Source organism: Microbacterium sp. MMO-56, assembly GCF_037146215.1.
Lineage (GTDB): Bacteria > Actinomycetota > Actinomycetes > Actinomycetales > Microbacteriaceae > Microbacterium.
On the sequence record NZ_JBBCVW010000004.1, the window covers coordinates 222803 to 238800 of the forward strand.

At 72.7% G+C, this 15998-nt stretch carries 14 protein-coding genes; 9 read left to right on the forward strand and 5 right to left on the reverse strand.

Annotated features, from left to right (window positions below; translation table 11 throughout):
- Nucleotides 1-30 precede the first annotated feature (30 nt).
- Entirely contained in the window at nucleotides 31-1350 is a 1320-nt protein-coding gene (locus tag WFI00_RS05730; protein ID WP_336630514.1) for an MATE family efflux transporter, read from the reverse strand.
- 61 nt (nucleotides 1351-1411) lie between these two features.
- Here WFI00_RS05730 and WFI00_RS05735 point away from each other — a divergent pair, with 61 nt between their 5' ends.
- From WFI00_RS05735 to WFI00_RS05750, 4 genes are all read left to right on the forward strand, one after another.
- Nucleotides 1412-3235, forward strand: a complete 1824-nt coding sequence (locus WFI00_RS05735; protein WP_336630515.1) for a lipase family protein — start codon at nucleotides 1412-1414, stop codon at nucleotides 3233-3235.
- Nucleotides 3236-3333: 98 nt separating this feature from the next.
- Complete coding sequence (locus WFI00_RS05740) at nucleotides 3334-5319, forward strand: M13 family metallopeptidase (RefSeq protein WP_336630516.1); 1986 nt, start codon at nucleotides 3334-3336, stop codon at nucleotides 5317-5319.
- Nucleotides 5316-6347: a serine hydrolase gene (locus tag WFI00_RS05745; protein ID WP_336630517.1), complete on the forward strand. Its 1032-nt coding sequence runs from the start codon at nucleotides 5316-5318 to the stop codon at nucleotides 6345-6347. Before WFI00_RS05740 ends, WFI00_RS05745 begins: the two co-directional genes overlap by 4 nt.
- 55 nt (nucleotides 6348-6402) lie before the next feature.
- Nucleotides 6403-7299, forward strand: coding sequence for a PaaX family transcriptional regulator (locus WFI00_RS05750; protein ID WP_336630518.1), 897 nt, complete (start codon nucleotides 6403-6405; stop codon nucleotides 7297-7299).
- A 275-nt stretch (nucleotides 7300-7574) separates the two neighbouring features.
- On the opposite strand, the gene WFI00_RS05755 is transcribed toward WFI00_RS05750, so the two are convergent.
- Both WFI00_RS05755 and WFI00_RS05760 read right to left on the reverse strand, forming a co-directional pair.
- Nucleotides 7575-8765: a 4-hydroxybenzoate 3-monooxygenase gene (locus WFI00_RS05755; RefSeq protein WP_336630519.1), complete on the reverse strand. Its 1191-nt coding sequence runs from the start codon at nucleotides 8763-8765 to the stop codon at nucleotides 7575-7577.
- Between the two features lie 76 nt (nucleotides 8766-8841).
- Nucleotides 8842-9600 carry an IclR family transcriptional regulator gene (locus tag WFI00_RS05760; protein WP_336630520.1) on the reverse strand — a complete coding sequence of 253 codons (759 nt, stop codon included), beginning with the start codon at nucleotides 9598-9600 and terminating at the stop codon, nucleotides 8842-8844.
- A gap of 44 nt (nucleotides 9601-9644) precedes the next feature.
- Here WFI00_RS05760 and WFI00_RS05765 point away from each other — a divergent pair, with 44 nt between their 5' ends.
- The gene (locus WFI00_RS05765; RefSeq protein WP_336630521.1) at nucleotides 9645-10085 is read left to right on the forward strand and encodes a DUF3054 domain-containing protein; all 441 of its coding nucleotides are present in this window, start codon (nucleotides 9645-9647) and stop codon (nucleotides 10083-10085) included.
- 23 nt (nucleotides 10086-10108) lie between these two features.
- Nucleotides 10109-10762 carry a nucleotidyltransferase domain-containing protein gene (locus WFI00_RS05770; protein ID WP_336630522.1) on the forward strand — a complete coding sequence of 218 codons (654 nt, stop codon included), beginning with the start codon at nucleotides 10109-10111 and terminating at the stop codon, nucleotides 10760-10762.
- 33 nt (nucleotides 10763-10795) lie between these two features.
- Here the strand turns inward: WFI00_RS05770 and WFI00_RS05775 are convergent, their stop codons facing one another.
- Nucleotides 10796-11965 (reverse strand): MFS transporter, encoded by a 1170-nt coding sequence (locus WFI00_RS05775; protein WP_336630523.1) that lies wholly within the window; start codon nucleotides 11963-11965, stop codon nucleotides 10796-10798.
- 231 nt (nucleotides 11966-12196) lie between these two features.
- Nucleotides 12197-13114 (reverse strand): LysR family transcriptional regulator, encoded by a 918-nt coding sequence (locus tag WFI00_RS05780; RefSeq protein ID WP_336630524.1) that lies wholly within the window; start codon nucleotides 13112-13114, stop codon nucleotides 12197-12199.
- Nucleotides 13115-13248: 134 nt separating this feature from the next.
- On the opposite strand from WFI00_RS05780, the gene WFI00_RS05785 reads away from it, so the two are divergent.
- Genes WFI00_RS05785 through WFI00_RS05795 form a run of 3 tightly spaced genes read left to right on the forward strand, consistent with a single transcriptional unit; the run spans nucleotide 13249 to nucleotide 15998 of the window.
- A complete protein-coding gene (locus WFI00_RS05785) occupies nucleotides 13249-14277 on the forward strand; it encodes an amidohydrolase family protein (protein ID WP_336630525.1) in 1029 nt (342 codons plus the stop codon).
- A gap of 22 nt (nucleotides 14278-14299) precedes the next feature.
- Nucleotides 14300-15007, forward strand: coding sequence for a 4-carboxy-4-hydroxy-2-oxoadipate aldolase/oxaloacetate decarboxylase (ligK, locus tag WFI00_RS05790; protein ID WP_336630526.1), 708 nt, complete (start codon nucleotides 14300-14302; stop codon nucleotides 15005-15007).
- Nucleotide 15008: 1 nt separating this feature from the next.
- Nucleotides 15009-15998 (forward strand): amidohydrolase family protein, encoded by a 990-nt coding sequence (locus tag WFI00_RS05795; protein WP_336630527.1) that lies wholly within the window; start codon nucleotides 15009-15011, stop codon nucleotides 15996-15998.

The window sequence follows — 15998 nt, forward strand, 5'->3', positions numbered from 1 at the left end:
CGGGCGGCCCGTCCCCCGGGAGACCCATGCTCAGGCGCCGACGGTGAGCCACTCCGGCCGGCGTGCGCGCCAGGCGAGGGTCGCGAGGCGGGCGAGCATGTAGACCCCGAAGAAGCACGCCGCGAGCCAGGCCAGCCCCCCGGCGCCTGTGGGATGCAGGAGCACCACCGCCAGCAGCGCGGGGGCGTACGGGATGAGGTTCAGCCCGCCGGCGATCGCGAGGTAGCGGGCGTCGCCGGCCCCCATCAGCACCCCGTCGAGGACGAAGACGATGCCGCACACCGGCTGGGCGACGGCGAGGACGAGGAGCGCGGGCTGCACGAGCGCGGCCGCCTCCGGCGATCCGGTGAACACGAGCCCGATGACCCCGGACGAGGTGGCGATCAGCGCACCGACCGCGACGCCGAACCACGCCCCCCACATCACGGTGCGACCCAGCACGCGATGGACGAACGGCTCGTCGGACGCCCCGAGTCCACGGCCGATGAGAGCCTGCGCGGCGATGGCGAGGGCATCCAGGGCGAAGGCGGCGGCGGAGAAGATCGTGAACGCGACCTGCCACCCCGCGAGCTCGTCGGTGCCGAGTCCCGTGGCGACGAACACGGTCGCCAGCAGCGCCACGCGCAGCGACACCGTCCGCAGGAACAGCCAGCCGCCCGACGCCGCCGATCCGCGCAGGCCCTGTCGCTGCGGCAGGACGGACGCCGCGTGGCGCCGGGCCAGGCGACCGACGACGATCGCGTACGCCCCCACCATCGACCACTGGGCGACGACCGTGCCGGCGGCGGACCCGGCGATGCCCCAGCCGAATCCGTAGATGAACAGGGCGTTCAGCAGCGCGTTGAGCCCGAACCCGATCCCGGCGATCCACAGCGGCGTGACCGTGTCCTGCATCCCGCGCAGCAGCCCCGTCGCGGCGAAGACGATCAGCATGGCCGGCAGCCCCCACATCGACAGCTGCAGGTAGATGACGGCCTGCGCGCTCACGGCGGCGTCGGCCCCGAACAGCGACACGAGTCCGGGCGTCGCCAGCGAGCCGCAGACGGCGAGGACCACGCCGAGCCCCAGGGCGAGCCACAGCCCGTCGACGCCGGCGCGGACGGCGTCGGTGTGCTCGCCCGCCCCGAAGCGCCGTGCGACCGCCGGTGTCGTCGAATAGGCGAGGAACACCATGAGGCCGACGATCGTCTGCAGCACCGCCGACGCGATGCCGAGCCCGGCGAGGGGCACGACGCCCAGGTGGCCGACCAGCGCCGAATCGACGACGAGGAACATCGGTTCCGCGAGCAGGGCGCCGAGCGCCGGGACCGCCAGCCGCAGGATCTCGCGGTTGAGGGTGCGTGCCGCCATGGGCATGAGCATAGGCGTCGCCGGGGACGGCGGACGTCCGTGCGGCCCGTAGCCTGGACGGATGGCACGCACCGGACTGCTCGACGCGCTCCCGCTCGGGCGGCTGGTCGCGCGCATGCCGGTGTGGGTGCGCATCGCCCTCTCGACCGTGTCGGTCGTGCTCGGGTCGGTGATCGTCCTGCGCCCCACGACGGCGCTCGACGTGCTGGCGCTGCTCCTCGGCGGCGGCATGGTCCTCACCGGCATCCTCGAGGCCTCCGGACGCACCGAGGAGGGCGAGAACCGGTGGCGCGGCTGGATCGCGGTCGGCTGGATCGTGCTCGGGGTCTTCGTCCTCGGATGGCCCGGGCTCACGGTGCGCGGGGTGGCCGCCATCGTCGGCATCCTGCTGCTCGTGAACGGCGCCGCCGGCCTCGGCACGGCGATCTTCCGCGACCGCGGCTGGAACGACCGCGTCGCGGACGCCGCCTTCGGCATCACCGGCCTCATCTTCGGCGTCCTGGCCCTCGCATGGCCCGACATCACCCTGCTCGTCGTCGCGGTCGTCTTCGGCGCCTCGCTCATCATGCGGGGGGTGGCCGACCTGGCCGCGGCGGTGCGGATGCTCCGTGCGCGCCGCGGCGCCCCGGACACGGCGGCGCCGCCCCGGTCGCGCCGCCCCTGGGGGCGCGCGGTCGTCGCCGTGCTCTCGGTCGTCGCGGCCGTCGCCGCCGCGCTGCTGACGGTCCCCCTGCGCGACGGCTCCGCCGTGGTCGACCCCTTCTACGCCGCGCCGCGGTCGCTGCCGCACGAGGCCGGACGGCTCGTGCGCGCGGAGCCGTTCACCCACGAGGTCCCCAAGGGCGCCGAGGGGTGGCGGATCCTGTACACCACGACGGGCGTGGACGGGCGCATCCGCGTCGCCAGCGGCCTCGTCGTCGTCCCGAAGGGCGGAGACCCGGACGATCGGTGGCCCGTCATCGACTGGAACCACAGCACCACCGGCTACGCGCGCCACTGCGCGCCCTCGCTGTACCCGCGCCCGTTCTGGGCCGGTGGCATGTTCGTGATCAAGAAGGTGCTCGCCCAGGGGTGGGCGGTCGTCGCGACGGACTACATCGGCCTGGGCACGGAGGGTCCGCATCCGTACCTCTTCGGCGAGGCGAGCGCCCATGCCTCGCTGGATGCCGTGCGCGCCGCGCACGAGATCCGCGAGGCGCGGCTCAGCGTCGAGACCGTCGTCTGGGGGCACTCGCAGGGCGGCGCGGCCGCGCTGTGGACCGGTGCGCTCGCCCGTGACTACGCGCCCCACCTCCTGGTGCGCGGGGTCGCGGCCTTCGCCCCCGCGAGCGATCCGCCCGCGCTCGTCGAGCGGGTCTCCGACGTGCAGGGCGGCCTCATCTTCGCGTCGTACGCCTTCGCCGCCTTCTCGGACATCTACCCGGACATCACCGAGGAGGACTACATCCGCCCGGGTCTCCAGCCGGTCATGCGGGCGATGTCGCAGCGCTGCCTCACCGATCCGTCGATGGCGCTGTCGGTGCTCGCGGTGCTCGGCACCAGCGCCGACCGGCAGGTCTTCGAGGACGATCCCTCGTCGGGTCCGCTCGGGGAGCGGCTGCGCGAGAACGTCGCCCCGGTCTGGATCGGTCCTCCCCTCTTCCTCGGGCAGGGCGGCGCGGATGCCATCGTCGCGCCCGCGACGCAGGACGCATACGCGGCGCGGGTGTGCGAGAGCGGGCAGCGCCTGGACTACCGCCGCTACGCCGGCTACCAGCACGCCGAAGTGATGGAGACCTACTCGCCGATGGTCGCCGATGCGATCGAGTGGACCCACGCCCGCTTCGACGGCGCGGTGATCGACGCCGCCGATCCGCCCTGCGACATCACCGACGTCCCCCGCTGAGGGGCGCGGGACCCCGCCGTCGACGGGCGAACCTATGACCCTCCCGTGATGTGCGGGCCGGGCTCGGCGGCGTCGGCGGCGCCGCCTATTGTGGAGGGATGACCGAGAACTCCCCCCGTTCGGGGATCGAGCTGTCCGAGTTGAGTGCCGAGGTCCGCCCGCAGGACGACCTCTTCCGCCACGTGAACGGCGGCTGGATCGAGCGCACCGAGATCCCCGACGACAAGGCCCGCTGGGGCTCCTTCCACCTCATCGCCGAGCAGGCGGAGAAGGACGTGCGGGCGATCGTCGAAGAGTCGGTGAGCGCGGAGCCGGGCACGGAGGCGCGCAAGATCGGCGACCTCTACACGAGCTTCATGGACACCGAGCGCATCGAGGCGCTCGGGGCGGCGCCTCTCGCCGGTCAGCTGTCGCGGGTGGACGCGATCGACTCGATCCCCGCCCTCCTGCGCACCGTCGGCGAGCTCGAGCGCGAAGGCGTCGGCGGCCTCTTCGGCACCTACATCGAGCCGGATCCGGGCAACCCGCAGCGCTACGTCGCCTTCATCGTCCAGTCCGGCCTGTCGCTCCCCGACGAGAGCTACTACCGCCTCGAGAACTTCGACAAGACGCGCGTCGCCTTCCGCGAGTACGTGGCGACGATCCTCGGCCTCGCCGGCGTCGACGACCCTGCCGCCCAGGCCGATCGGGTCCTCGCGATCGAGACGGAGATCGCGGCGCACCACTGGGACAACGTGCGCAGCCGCGACGCCGTCGCGACCTACAACCTGATGGGCTGGGGCGAGCTGCGCGAGCTCGTCGGCGTCGACCTGGACCCCTGGCTGGACGCCGTGGCGCCCGGCTTCCAGGACGGGTTCGCGGAGGTCGACGTCAACCAGCCGAGCGCTCTGGCCGGGCTGGGCACGCTGCTCGTCGCGGAGCGTCTCGACGACTGGAAGGCCTGGGTACGGCTGCACGTCGTCCGCGCCTCCGCCGCGTTCCTGTCCGCCGCGTTCGTCGATGCGAACTTCGCCTTCTACGGCACCGAGCTCACGGGCGTGCCGGTCAACCGCGAACGCTGGAAGCGCGCGGTGAGCTTCGTCGAGGCGGCCATGGGCGAGGCCGTCGGCAAGGTGTACGTCGAGCGGCACTTCCCGCCGCAGGCGAAGGTCGAGATGGACGAGCTCGTCGCGAACCTCATCGAGGCGTACCGGCAGTCGATCTCGAGCCTGGAGTGGATGACCCCCGCCACGCGGGAGCGGGCGCTGGAGAAGCTCGCCGCCTTCACGCCCAAGGTCGGCTACCCGGTGCGCTGGAAGGACTACTCGGCGCTCGAGGTCGACCCCGCCGACCTGATCGGCAACGTGCTGCGCACGAACGCATGGGAGCACGACCGCCAGCTCGCCAAGCTCGGCGCGCCCATCGACCGCGACGAGTGGTACATGACGCCGCAGACCGTCAACGCGTACTACAACCCGCTGATGAACGAGATCGTCTTCCCCGCCGCGATCCTGCAGTACCCGTTCTTCGACCCGGCGCGCGACGCGGCGGCGAACTACGGCGGGATCGGGGCCGTCATCGGGCACGAGATCGGCCACGGCTTCGACGACCAGGGGTCGGCGTTCGACGGCACGGGCGCGCTCAACGACTGGTGGACCGACGAGGACCGTGCGGCCTTCCAGGAGCGCACCGGTGCCCTCATCGCCCAGTACGACGCGCTCGTGCCGCAGGGGCTCGCCGCCGAGCACCACGTCAACGGCGCGCTCACGATCGGCGAGAACATCGGCGACCTGGGCGGACTCGGCATCGCGCTGAAGGCGTACCGGCTGCACCTGGCCGCGACGGGCGACGGCGACGAGGTCGACGGTCCCGTGATCGACGGGCTCACGGGCATCCAGCGTCTGCTGCTGAGCTGGGGGCAGATCTGGCGGCAGAAGAGCCGCGAGGCCGAGACCATCCGGCTGCTGACGATCGACCCGCACTCGCCCAACGAGTTCCGCTGCAACCAGATCGTCCGCAACGTCGACGAGTTCTACCGGGCGTGGGGCGTCACCGAGGAGGACGGCCTCTGGCTCGACGCGGATCAGCGCGTCACGATCTGGTGAACGAGCCGCCCCGCACGCGCCGCGGACACGCGGAGGACCCGCGCGACGCCGCCGGGCCGCGCGCGGGCGAGCGCGGGTCTGCCCGCCGCGACCGGACGGACGCCGGCACGCCGGGCACGGGCGGGCCGGGCGCATCGCGCCGCGCCGCGCGGGGGCGCGCCGTCTCCGAGGAGCGACTTCCCCGCCGGGCATCGCTGCGCCCGCGCTCGTTCATCGGGACGCTGAAGGCCCTCGATCAGATCGCCGCGTCCGGCGGCGTCGTCTCGGTGCGCGTCGCCGACCTCGACACGGGCGAGGAGATCCTCACCGGCGACGACCACCTGACGCTTCCGGTCGCGGGCCTGGGCGTCGTGCCGCTGCTCGTCGAGGTCGCCGCCCGCATCGAGTTCGGCCAGCTCGACCCCCTGCAGATCGTGGAGCGCCGATCGGTCGACCCCGTCGGGGTGTCGGGCGTGTGGCAGCACCTGATCGCGCCCGCGCTGCCGGTCGCCGACCTCGCCGTGCTCGCCGCGGCGGCATCCGACGCGTCCGCCGCCAATGCGCTGCTCGGCCGGGTGGGCCTGGACGCCGTCCGCGCGCGGCTCGAGGCGATCGGCCTGCCCAAGACCGCGCTGCTCGACGGATTCCGCGACGCGCGCGGCCCCGACGACGCCCCCCAGGTCGCCCTGTCGACCGCGGGCGAGATGTCGAGGCTGTTCGCGGGGCTCGTGAACGCGCAGATCGTCTCGCCGGCCGTCAGCGCCCAGGTCGGGGAGTGGCTCAACCTGAATCAGGATCTGGCCCTCGTGGGATCCGCCACGGCGCTCGACCCCTTCGCGCACGAGCAGGACCGGCACGGACTGCTGTTCGTCAACAAGACCGGGCGCGGCGACGGCATCCGTGCCGAGGCCGGGGTGCTGGCCGGGCCGCGGCACGGAGTCGCCTTCGCCCTGATCGTCTGCTTCGACGACCTGTCGATCGCCCACCGCCTGCGCGCGCACGAGGCGTTCCGCGCCTTGGGGATCGATCTGATGGAGTACGTGTACTGAGCGGGCGACGCACCCCGGCGGTGCGCACGGACGGACGAGGGGAGGACGACGAGCGATGAGTGAGCTCCAACCGGCTCCCGGCGCGTCCGTCGGGCGTCGCCGCTCGCCGGTCCACCAGATCCTCACCCTGTTCGGCGACTACTGGCTGCGCGTCGACGAGCCGCTGCCGACGGGGGCGATCCTGTCCGCGCTCGCCGATCTGGGCGTGAAGGGTCCGGCAGCGCGGGCGGCGCTCGTGCGACTCACCGAGCGCGGTCTGCTCGAGCCGACGAAGTCCGGCCGTCGCACGAGCCACGCGCTCACCGCGCAGGGCGACGCCATCATCCTCGACGAGGCGCGGTGGCTGCGCGGCTTCGGGCGTGACGACCCCGAGTGGGACGGCGAGTGGAGCGCGATCTTCTTCTCCATCCCCGAGACCGAGCGGCCGCTGCGCCACGCCGCACGCACCCGCCTGCGGTGGCTCGGGTACGCCCCCCTCTACGACGGCGTGTGGATCTCGCCGTTCGACACGGCGGACGAGGCACGTGCGGCGCTGGCCGAGCTCGGCGTGTTCGACGCGTCCTCGCTGCGCGGACCGCTGCGGATCGCCTCGGGCGATGCCCCGACGCGTGCGTGGGACCTCGGGCCGGTCCGGGATGCGTACGACGAGCTCCTGGCCCGGCTGGCGAGCGACTCCGCCGCCGACCTCGAGGAGGAGGCGGCTCCGGATGCCGCCGCCCGCGCCTTCGCCCGCCGCATGTCGCTCATGCTCACGTGGCAGGCCTTCCGGCAGGGCGATCCCGGGCATCCCCTCGCGCTCCTGCCCGACGGATGGCCGCGCCCCGCCGCCCGCGCGGCGTTCGTCGCGGCGTACGACGCCCTGGGCCCCGCGGCCGAGGACCGGATGCGGGCGCACATCGCCGACATCAGCCCCGACCTCGCCCGTCGGGTGACCTCGCAGCGCCTCGGCTGACGCCCTCCGCGCCGGCCCCGCCCGTCGAGACCGCGTCCGCCCGTCGAGACCGCGTGCGCCCGTCGAGACCGCGTCCCGCCGTCGAGACCGCGGATTACGCACGGGGTTTCGACGCGTGGCGGCGGTCTCGACGCGTGAAGGGGGTCTCGGGGCGCGCGGGGTCTCGACAGGCGCGCGGGGTCTCGACAGGTGCGCGCGGTCTCGACGCGTGAGGGCGGTGTCGACGGGCGGGGCGGGTGGAGGCGACGCGGGCGGATGCTCGGACGCGGGCGGGCTCAGACGGCGGAGGTGGCGAAGGGCCAGCCCGTGTAGGCCTCGGCGAGGAAGGTGCGACCGGCCTCGGACTCGACGACGCTGCGCAGCTCGCCGGCCTGGCGGTGACGGTCGAAGTCGGTGGCGTCCGGGGCGGTGTGCAGCATGCTGGTCATCCACCACGAGAAGTGCTGTGCCTTCCAGATGCGCTGCAGGGCGAGGTCGGCGTAGCCGTCGAGGCGGCGCTCGTCGCCGCGGTTGAGCAGCGCGTCCAGAGCCTCGGCGAGCAGCACCACGTCGGCGACCGCCAGGTTCATGCCCTTCGCGCCGGTGGGCGGCACCGTGTGCGCCGCGTCGCCCACGAGCGCCGCACGTCCGCTGCGCAGCTCGCGCGCCACGAAGCTGCGGAACCGCAGCACGTCGCGCTGGAAGATCCGTCCCTCGGCGAGGGTCGTACCCGGCACGCGCGCCTGCAGGGTCTCCCAGATCTGCTCCTCGGAGAGCGCGTTCGGGTCGGTCTCCGGGTCGCACTGGAAGTACATGCGCTGCACTTCGGGGCTGCGCTGGCTGATGAGGGCGAATCCCTCGGCGGAGTTGCTGTAGATGAGCTCCTCGGCGCTCGGGGGCGCCTCGCACAGGATGCCGAACCACGCGAACGGGTACTCCCGGAAGTAGCCGGCGTTCGAGGCTCCCGCGACGACGGGGCGCACGACCGACCGCGATCCGTCGGCGCCGACGACGAAGTCGGCCTCGATCTCGAGCGGCGCGCCCTGCGCATCCTCCGCGACGATGCGCGGCCGATCCGTGTCGGCCCCCTCGACGCGGTGCGCGGTGACGCCGAAGCGGAGGTCCTGCCCGGCGCCGAGACGGAGCGAGAGGAGGTCCTTCAGCGCCTCGTGCTGCGGGTACAGCCAGACGCTCCGGCCGACGAGGCCCGGGAAGTCGATGCGGTGCGGCTCGCCGTGGACCCTCAGCTCGACGCCGTCGTGACGCTGGCCGACCGTGTGCACACGCGTGTTCGGATCGATCGCGGTCAGCAGGTCGACCGTGCCCTGCTCGAGGATGCCGGCGCGGATCGTGGACTCGATCTCGTCGCGGGTGCGCTGGTCGATGATGATCGAGTCGATGCCCGCGTCGGCGAGCAGGTGCGACAGGATCAGGCCCGCGGGGCCGGCGCCGACGATGGCGACCTGTGTGCGGACGGTGGTGCTCATGACGTCTCCTTCGACGGGTGATGCGGCTGGCGACCAGTGTGCCCGGCGGCTCGCAATCCGGCCGGAAATATCCCGTTCAACGGGATGTCGTGGCGGCGCGCAGGTCCGTCTCGATAGCGCTCGCCGCGTCGCGCAGGGCGCGCAGGGCGTCCTCCACCGGCGCGGGCCGGGGCAGGACCACCGACAGCGCGGCGATCACCTCTCCGCGATCGCGCACGGGGACGGCCACCCCGGTCGACACGGTCTCGATCGACCCCGGCGCCACGACGTGACCCGTGCGGCGGATGCCCGCGAGCAGCGCCCGCAGCGCCACGGGGTCGGTCACGGTCTCGCGCGACAGTGCGCGCAGGGGCCCCGCGAGCACCCGCTCGCGCAGCGCCGGGTCGGCGTGCGCGAGGAGCACGAGGCCGGACGAGGAGGCGTGCAGGGGGAGTCTCCCGGCGATCCGGGTGATGTTCGCCCCGGCATCCGGATGCGAGAGCCGCTCGAGGAACAGCGCCTCGTCGTGCTCGAGCACCGCGAGCTGCGTGTGCTCGCGGATCGCCGTCTGCACGCGCGCCATGTGCGGCAGGGCGGCCTGTCGCAGCCGCAGCGCCCGCGAGCCGCGCAGAGCGAGCTCCCACAGGCGCATGCCCAGGCGGATGCGACCGTCCTCGTCGCGGTCGAGCAGTCCCGCCTCGGTCAGCTCGGCGACGATGCGGTGCGCGGTGGAGGACGGAAGCTCCGCGCGACGGGCGATCTCGCTCGCCGTCTGCACCGTGCGGTCGGTGTCGAACGTGTCGAGCACGCGCACGATCCGCTCGGTCATCGAGTCGCCGGAGCGGGAGTTCGCCACGGGGGTAGCCTCTCACGCGGTGGCGCCGACCGTACGCTGGATGCATGACCGCGCAGCCGTCCTCCACAGCCCGCCCCGTGCCCGGCGATCCGGGCGGACCCGGTGCCTCCCACGCGCCCGTCGCCGTGCGCGCCGTCGTCGTCTCCGCGGTGATCGACGCCGCCCTCGTCGTCGTCTTCGCCGCCATCGGGCGTGCGAGCCACGGCGAGGACGTGCTCGGGGGCCTCGTGATCACCGCCTGGCCGTTCCTCGCCGCGCTGGCCCTCGGCTGGCTGATCGCGCTCGCCTGGCGGGCGCCGGATGCCCCGGTGCGCACGGGCCTGCCGGTGTGGGCGGTGACCGTGGCCGGCGGGATGCTGCTGCGTGCCGCGAGCGGTCAGGGTGTGCAGGTCGCCTTCGTCGTGGTCGCGGCGATCGTCCTGCTGCTGTTCCTCGTCGGCCGCCGAGCGGTCGCGCGCCTCATCCGCCGCGCGCGCCGCCCCTGACCGCCGCGCGGTAGCCTCGTCGCATGTCCACCCCCGCCCCCGCCTCCGACGCGGAGAACTGGCGTCCGCTCGACGTCGCCGGCGTCGTCCGACTGCTGCAGGACGCGCCCGTGCGCTGGTGGCTGTCGGGGGGAGCGGCCCTCGATCGGTGGCTCGGGCATCCGATCCGGCCGCGCACCAACATCGACGTCAGCGTCACCGCGGGAGATCTCGCGGGTCTCGTCGCCGCGCTGCCGAGCGGGGTGTCGGCCTGGGCGACCGTCGGCGACGATCTGGTTCCGTACGCCGACGCGCCGGGCGACGCCGATCTGCAGCCCGTGCTCGTGCGCGACGAGGCGGACGGCGGATGGATCCTGCAGGTGAACGTCGAGGACGGCGCGCCGCGCGCCTGGGTCTACAAGCGGGATCCGCGCCTGCAGCTGCCGTGGGCCGACGCGGTGCTCGACCTCGACGGGGTGCCGACCGGCGCGCCCCAGGTGCAGCTCGTCTGGAAGGCGCTGCGCCCGCGCCCCGACGACGACCTCGACAAGGATGCCGTGCTGCCGACCCTCACGCCCGAGGCGGTCGCCTTCTACGAGACGGCGCTCCTGCGCATCCACCCGCACTCGACGTGGTCGATCCACGTGCGCAGCCCGTTCGCGCCCGCCAAGGCGAGCTGGAACAGGCCGCGCGCGTAGGGTCCGGCCTCGAGACCGGGCCCGACGCGTCCCCTACTCGCCCGTGTCGACGGCGTGCGGCACGAACGCCAGGGCGATGACGGCCAGCACGCCCGCGACGGCGAACACGTAGAACCCGGCGGGGTAGGCGATGCCGGTGGCGACGAGCGTGCCGGTGACGGCGGGGCCGACGATGGCGCCGATGCGCCCGATGCCCGCCGCGAACCCGAGGGCCGTCCCGCGCAGGCGCGCCGGGAACAGCTGGCTGACCCACGCGTACACGAGCACCTGCGCGCTGAAGACGAACACGCCCGTGACGAACACCGCCGCGTTCAGCAGGAGCGGGTTCGGGATCTGGATGCTCAGCACACCGAGCAGCACCGCAGACGCACCGAACCACAGCAGGACGATGCGCTTGGCACCGTGCTTGTCGGCCAGGAAGCCGGCGAGGAAGAGCCCGGCGACGGCGCCGAGGTTGAGCACGAGCAGCAGCGTCAGGCCCGTGCTGACGGGGTAGCCCGCGGCGGACATGAGCTGCGGGAGCCACGTGTTCAAGCCGTACACGAGCAGCAGGCCCATGAACGAGGCCACGCCGATGCACAGCGCGATCAGCGGATAGGGCTTGCGCGTCAGGTCGCGGAACCGTGCCCGGGGTGCGGCGACCGGAGCGTCCGCGCCGGCTGCCGGTGCGCCGCCGCGTGCGGCACCGGGGAGGGATTCGGGCAGCTTCGCCCACAGCAGCGGCAGGAGCGCGAACCCGGCGAGCCCGCCGACGACGAACATGAGGCGCCAGTTCGGGACGATGGCGATCGCGAGCAGAGCCGTGGCGACGGCTCCGACGTGGTACCCCGTCATCGTGCGGGTCGTCGAGGTTCCGGCGGTGCCGGCCCGGGCGTAGTCGTTCATGTAGGCCAGGGCGGCGGGCAGGCACGCGCCCAGGCCCAACCCCGCGAGGAGGCGCAGGAGCGAGAACACCGCGACGTTCGGCGCGATCGCGATCGCGAGGGTGAACAGCGAGAACCCCGCGACGCAGGCGATCAGCAGTCTGCGGCGCCCGAACGTGTCGGACAGCGGGGCGATGAACAGGGCCCCGAGGCCGACGCCGACGAGCGAGATCGTCGCGGCGAAGGTGGCGCCGACGGCGTCGAACCCGAGCTCGCCCGTCGAGATGAGGGTCGGGATGACCGTGCCGAGCACGACCAGGTCGAATCCGTCGAGGACCATGGCGAACCAGCAGAGCCAGACGGGCCACCGGGAGCGGCTCGCGCCGGACGGGGCGGACGGGGTGGACGGGGATGACAACGATGACATGAGGACCTCGGCACTTCGTCGTGGGGAGTCCGAGCCGCTGCTGCGGCCGGTCGGGAAGTAGTATTCACGGCCCATCCGAGACTGAGCGATCATTCCCGTTGAACGGAAAGGCTCAGGATGCCCCGGAGGGCGGGCGCGGGAGGCTCAGGCGTCGTCGCCGCGCCGGTACTCGCCCGCCGCCACCGCGTCGAGCACGAGTCCCCGGAACCACCGCTGCACGGGCGACAGCCCCGCCTCCCGCCGCGAGTAGAGCGAGACCGGCGCGCTCTGGCCCGGCCACGGCAGCTCGGCGATCCGGAGGGCGGGGAACCAGCCGCAGAAGACCTCGGCGACGTGCCGGGGGAGGAGGACGACGAGATCCGTGGCCTGCAGCACGGCGGGGACCGTCGCGTACTCCTCCACGGTCAGCGTCACCTGCGGCATGAGCCCGTGCTCCGTCAGCGCCTGCAGCGGGAAGACGTGTCCTCCGCGCGCGGATACCCGCACGAAGTGGCGTCCGCGGAACATGTCCGGCGACACGGCGGGCAGGGGATGCTCCTCGGACGAGAGCGCGACGTACTCGACGGCCCGCACGCGCGTGCGCCAGACCCGGGGGCTGTCGATCAGCGACACGGTCATCGCGAGGTCGACGTCGCCGCGGATGAGGCCGTCCTCGACCTGGTCCGAGTCGAGTCTCTCGACCTGCAGGTGCGGCCGGGCGCTCTCCTGCGCGAGGGCGGCCATGATGGGCGGCAGGAAGGTCTGCTCCCCGATCGAGGTCAGCCCCATCCGGATCTCGCCGGTGAATGCGGCGGGCTCGAACGCGTCGGGGTCGGTGACCGTGCGCTCGATCTGCGCGAGCGCATCGTGCAGCGGGCCGAACAGCTGGGTCGCCTTCGCGGTGGGGACCATGTCGTGCCCCTCCCGGCGGAACAGGTCGTCCCCGAACCGATCGCGCAGGCGCCGGAGCGTGTAGCTGACGGTCGGCTGGGTCACGTGCAGTGACTCGGCGGCCGCGGTGACGCTGCGCAGCTCGTAGAGGACCACGAAGGTGCGCAGCTGGTTGAGGTCCGCGATCGCCATCCATCGATCCCATCTATGAGCGGAGCGAGCAACATCTATTGGACTGTATACACCGTGCGACCTAGAGTCGAGCACATCACCGGGCCGACGACAGGCCCCCCAGTGACCACCCCGTGACGAGGAAGCCACACACGTTGATCATCGACATCCACGGCCACTACACGACCGCCCCCGCCCAGCTCGGGGCGTGGCGGGACCTCCAGATCGCCTTCGCGAACGGATCCGGCGAGAAGCCCGATCCCGCCGTCCTGCGGATCGGCGACGACGAGATCCGCGAGACGATCGAGGCCAATCAGCTCCGCCTGATGGACGAGCGCGGCAGCGACGTGACGGTCTTCAGCCCGCGGGCCTCCTTCATGGCCCACCACATCGGCGACCTCGAGGTCAGCGAGACCTGGGCCCGCATCTGCAACGACCTCTGCGCCCGCGTGAGCGAGCTGTTCCCGGACCGGTTCATCCCCGGCGCGATGCTGCCGCAGTCGCCCGGCGTCGACCCGGCGACCACGGTCGCCGAGCTGACCCGCGCCGTCGAGGAGCTCGGTGCCGTCGCGGTGAACCTCAACCCCGACCCCTCGGGCGGCCTGTGGACCGCGCCCGCCCTCACCGACCGGTCCTGGTACCCGGTCTACGAGAAGCTCGTCGAGTACCAGATCCCCGCCATGGTGCACGTCTCGACCTCGTGCAAGAGCGTGTTCCACACGACCGGCGACCACTACCTGAACGCGGACACGACCGCCTTCATGCAGCTGCTCAAGGGCGACCTGTTCCGCGACTTCCCCGACCTGAAGCTCGTCATCCCGCACGGCGGCGGCGCCGTGCCGTACCACTGGGGTCGCTTCCGCGGTCTCGCGATGGCGCTCGGCAAGCCGGAGCTCGAGGAGCACCTGCTGCAGAACGTCTTCTTCGACACCTGCGTCTACCACCAGCCCGGCATCGACCTGCTGACCCAGGTGATCCCCACCGAGAACATCCTGTTCGCGAGCGAGATGATCGGCGCCGTGCGCGACATCGATCCGCGCACCGGCCACTACTTCGACGACACGAAGCGGTACGTGGACACCACGCCGAATCTGTCGGACGACGAGCGCGCCCAGGTGTTCGAAGGCAACGCCCGCCGCGTCTACCCCCGCCTCGACCGCGCGCTCGCCGCCCGCGGCCTCTGATCGGATCCGGAGAAGAACCGCCATGACCACGACACCGCAGCGACTGAACGATCTGGGGATCGTCCGCACGAACATCACCCGTCCCGACCCCGACGACGTCGCCCGGCTCTCGCAGTTCGGCGTCGCCACCGTCCACGAGGCGATGGGCCGCGTCGGGCTCCTGCGTCCCTACATCCGCCCCGCGTACTCCGGCGCCGCGCTGTGCGGGCCCGTCGTCACCGTCCTGCTGCAGCCCGGCGACAACTGGATGTTCCACGTGGCCGCCGAGCAGGTGCAGCCGGGCGACGTGCTCGTCGCCGGGTGCACGACCGAGAGCGAGGACGGCTTCTTCGGCGAACTGCTCGCCACGTCGCTGACGGCGCGCGGCTGCGCCGGTCTCGTCATCGACGGCGGTGTCCGCGACGTCGCCGACCTCGAGAAGATGGACTTCCCCGTGTTCTCCCGCGCGATCAACGCGAAGGGCACCGTGAAGGCGACCCTCGGGTCGGTGAACATCCCGGTCGTCGTCGCGAACGCCCTCGTGAACCCGGGCGACGTCGTCGTCGCCGACGTCGACGGTGTCGTCGTCGTGCCCCGTGACCTCGTCGGGGCCGTCGCGGACGCCTCCGCCGCCCGCGAGGCCAACGAGGAGTCCAAGCGGCAGAAGTTCCGCGAGGGCGTCCTCGGTCTCGACCTGTACGGCATGCGCGCGCCGCTCGAGGCCGCCGGCCTGACCTACGTGGAGGACTGACATGGCGCGCGGAGAGGTGACGGGCGGCTTCGAGAAGACCCCCGGATGGCTCGACTGGTACGACGGCCCCTCGACGCCGACGTTCCGTCTGCCGGAGGGTGCGGTGGACGCCCACTGTCACGTGTTCGGCCCGGGCGCCGAGTTCCCCTACGCCCCGGAGCGCAAGTACACGCCGTGCGACGCATCGGCGGACGAGCTGTTCGCTCTGCGGGACCAGCTCGGCTTCGCCGGCAACGTCATCGTGCAGGCGACGTGCCACGGCGCCGACAACAGCGCCCTCGTCGATGCCCTCGAGCGCGCCGGCGAGCGCGCCCGCGGGGTCGCCACGGTCCGCCGCGACGTCACCGAAGAGGAGCTGGCGGCGCTCCACGCCGCCGGCGTCCGCGGCGTGCGCTTCAACTTCGTGAAGCGGCTCGTCGACCGCGTGCCGACGGATGCCCTCGAGGAGATCGTCGCGAAGATCGCGCCCCTCGGCTGGCACGTCGTCATCTACTTCGAGGCGGAGGACCTGCCGGACCTCTACGACTTCTTCTCCGCCATCCCGACGGACGTCGTCGTGGACCACATGGGCCGCCCCGACGTCACGAAGGATCCGGAGGGGCCGGAGTTCGGCCTGTTCCTGCGGTTCCTCCGCGAGAACCCCAACGTGTGGACCAAGGTGACCTGCCCCGAACGGCTGAGCGTCACCGGCCCGCGCGCCCTCCCCGGCGACCTCGCCGGGGCGTCCGATGGCGAGCAGCACGCGTATCGCGACGTCGTGCCGTTCGCCCGTCGCGTGGTCGAGGAGTTCCCCGACCGCGTGCTGTGGGGCACCGACTGGCCCCACCCCAACCTCAAGGACCACATGCCCGACGACGGCCTGCTCGTCGACGGGATCCCGCAGATCGCCCGCACTCCGGAGCTGCAGCGCAAGCTCCTCGTGGACAATCCGCGGCGGCTGTACTGGCCCGGTGTCCCGTTCGACACCGGCACATCATCCGAAGGAGCATGA

Coding starts and splice junctions, on each gene's coding strand:
- WFI00_RS05775 (WP_336630523.1), bottom strand. CDS start 11,965: ATGGTCCTCGACGGATTCGACCTGGTCGTGCTCGGCACGGTCATCCCG.
- WFI00_RS05740 (WP_336630516.1), top strand. CDS start 3,334: ATGACCGAGAACTCCCCCCGTTCGGGGATCGAGCTGTCCGAGTTGAGT.
- WFI00_RS05755 (WP_336630519.1), bottom strand. CDS start 8,765: ATGAGCACCACCGTCCGCACACAGGTCGCCATCGTCGGCGCCGGCCCC.
- WFI00_RS05795 (WP_336630527.1), top strand. CDS start 15,009: ATGGCGCGCGGAGAGGTGACGGGCGGCTTCGAGAAGACCCCCGGATGG.
- WFI00_RS05735 (WP_336630515.1), top strand. CDS start 1,412: ATGGCACGCACCGGACTGCTCGACGCGCTCCCGCTCGGGCGGCTGGTC.
- WFI00_RS05780 (WP_336630524.1), bottom strand. CDS start 13,114: ATGGCGATCGCGGACCTCAACCAGCTGCGCACCTTCGTGGTCCTCTAC.
- WFI00_RS05750 (WP_336630518.1), top strand. CDS start 6,403: ATGAGTGAGCTCCAACCGGCTCCCGGCGCGTCCGTCGGGCGTCGCCGC.
- WFI00_RS05730 (WP_336630514.1), bottom strand. CDS start 1,350: ATGGCGGCACGCACCCTCAACCGCGAGATCCTGCGGCTGGCGGTCCCG.
- WFI00_RS05770 (WP_336630522.1), top strand. CDS start 10,109: ATGTCCACCCCCGCCCCCGCCTCCGACGCGGAGAACTGGCGTCCGCTC.
- ligK (WP_336630526.1), top strand. CDS start 14,300: ATGACCACGACACCGCAGCGACTGAACGATCTGGGGATCGTCCGCACG.
- WFI00_RS05765 (WP_336630521.1), top strand. CDS start 9,645: ATGACCGCGCAGCCGTCCTCCACAGCCCGCCCCGTGCCCGGCGATCCG.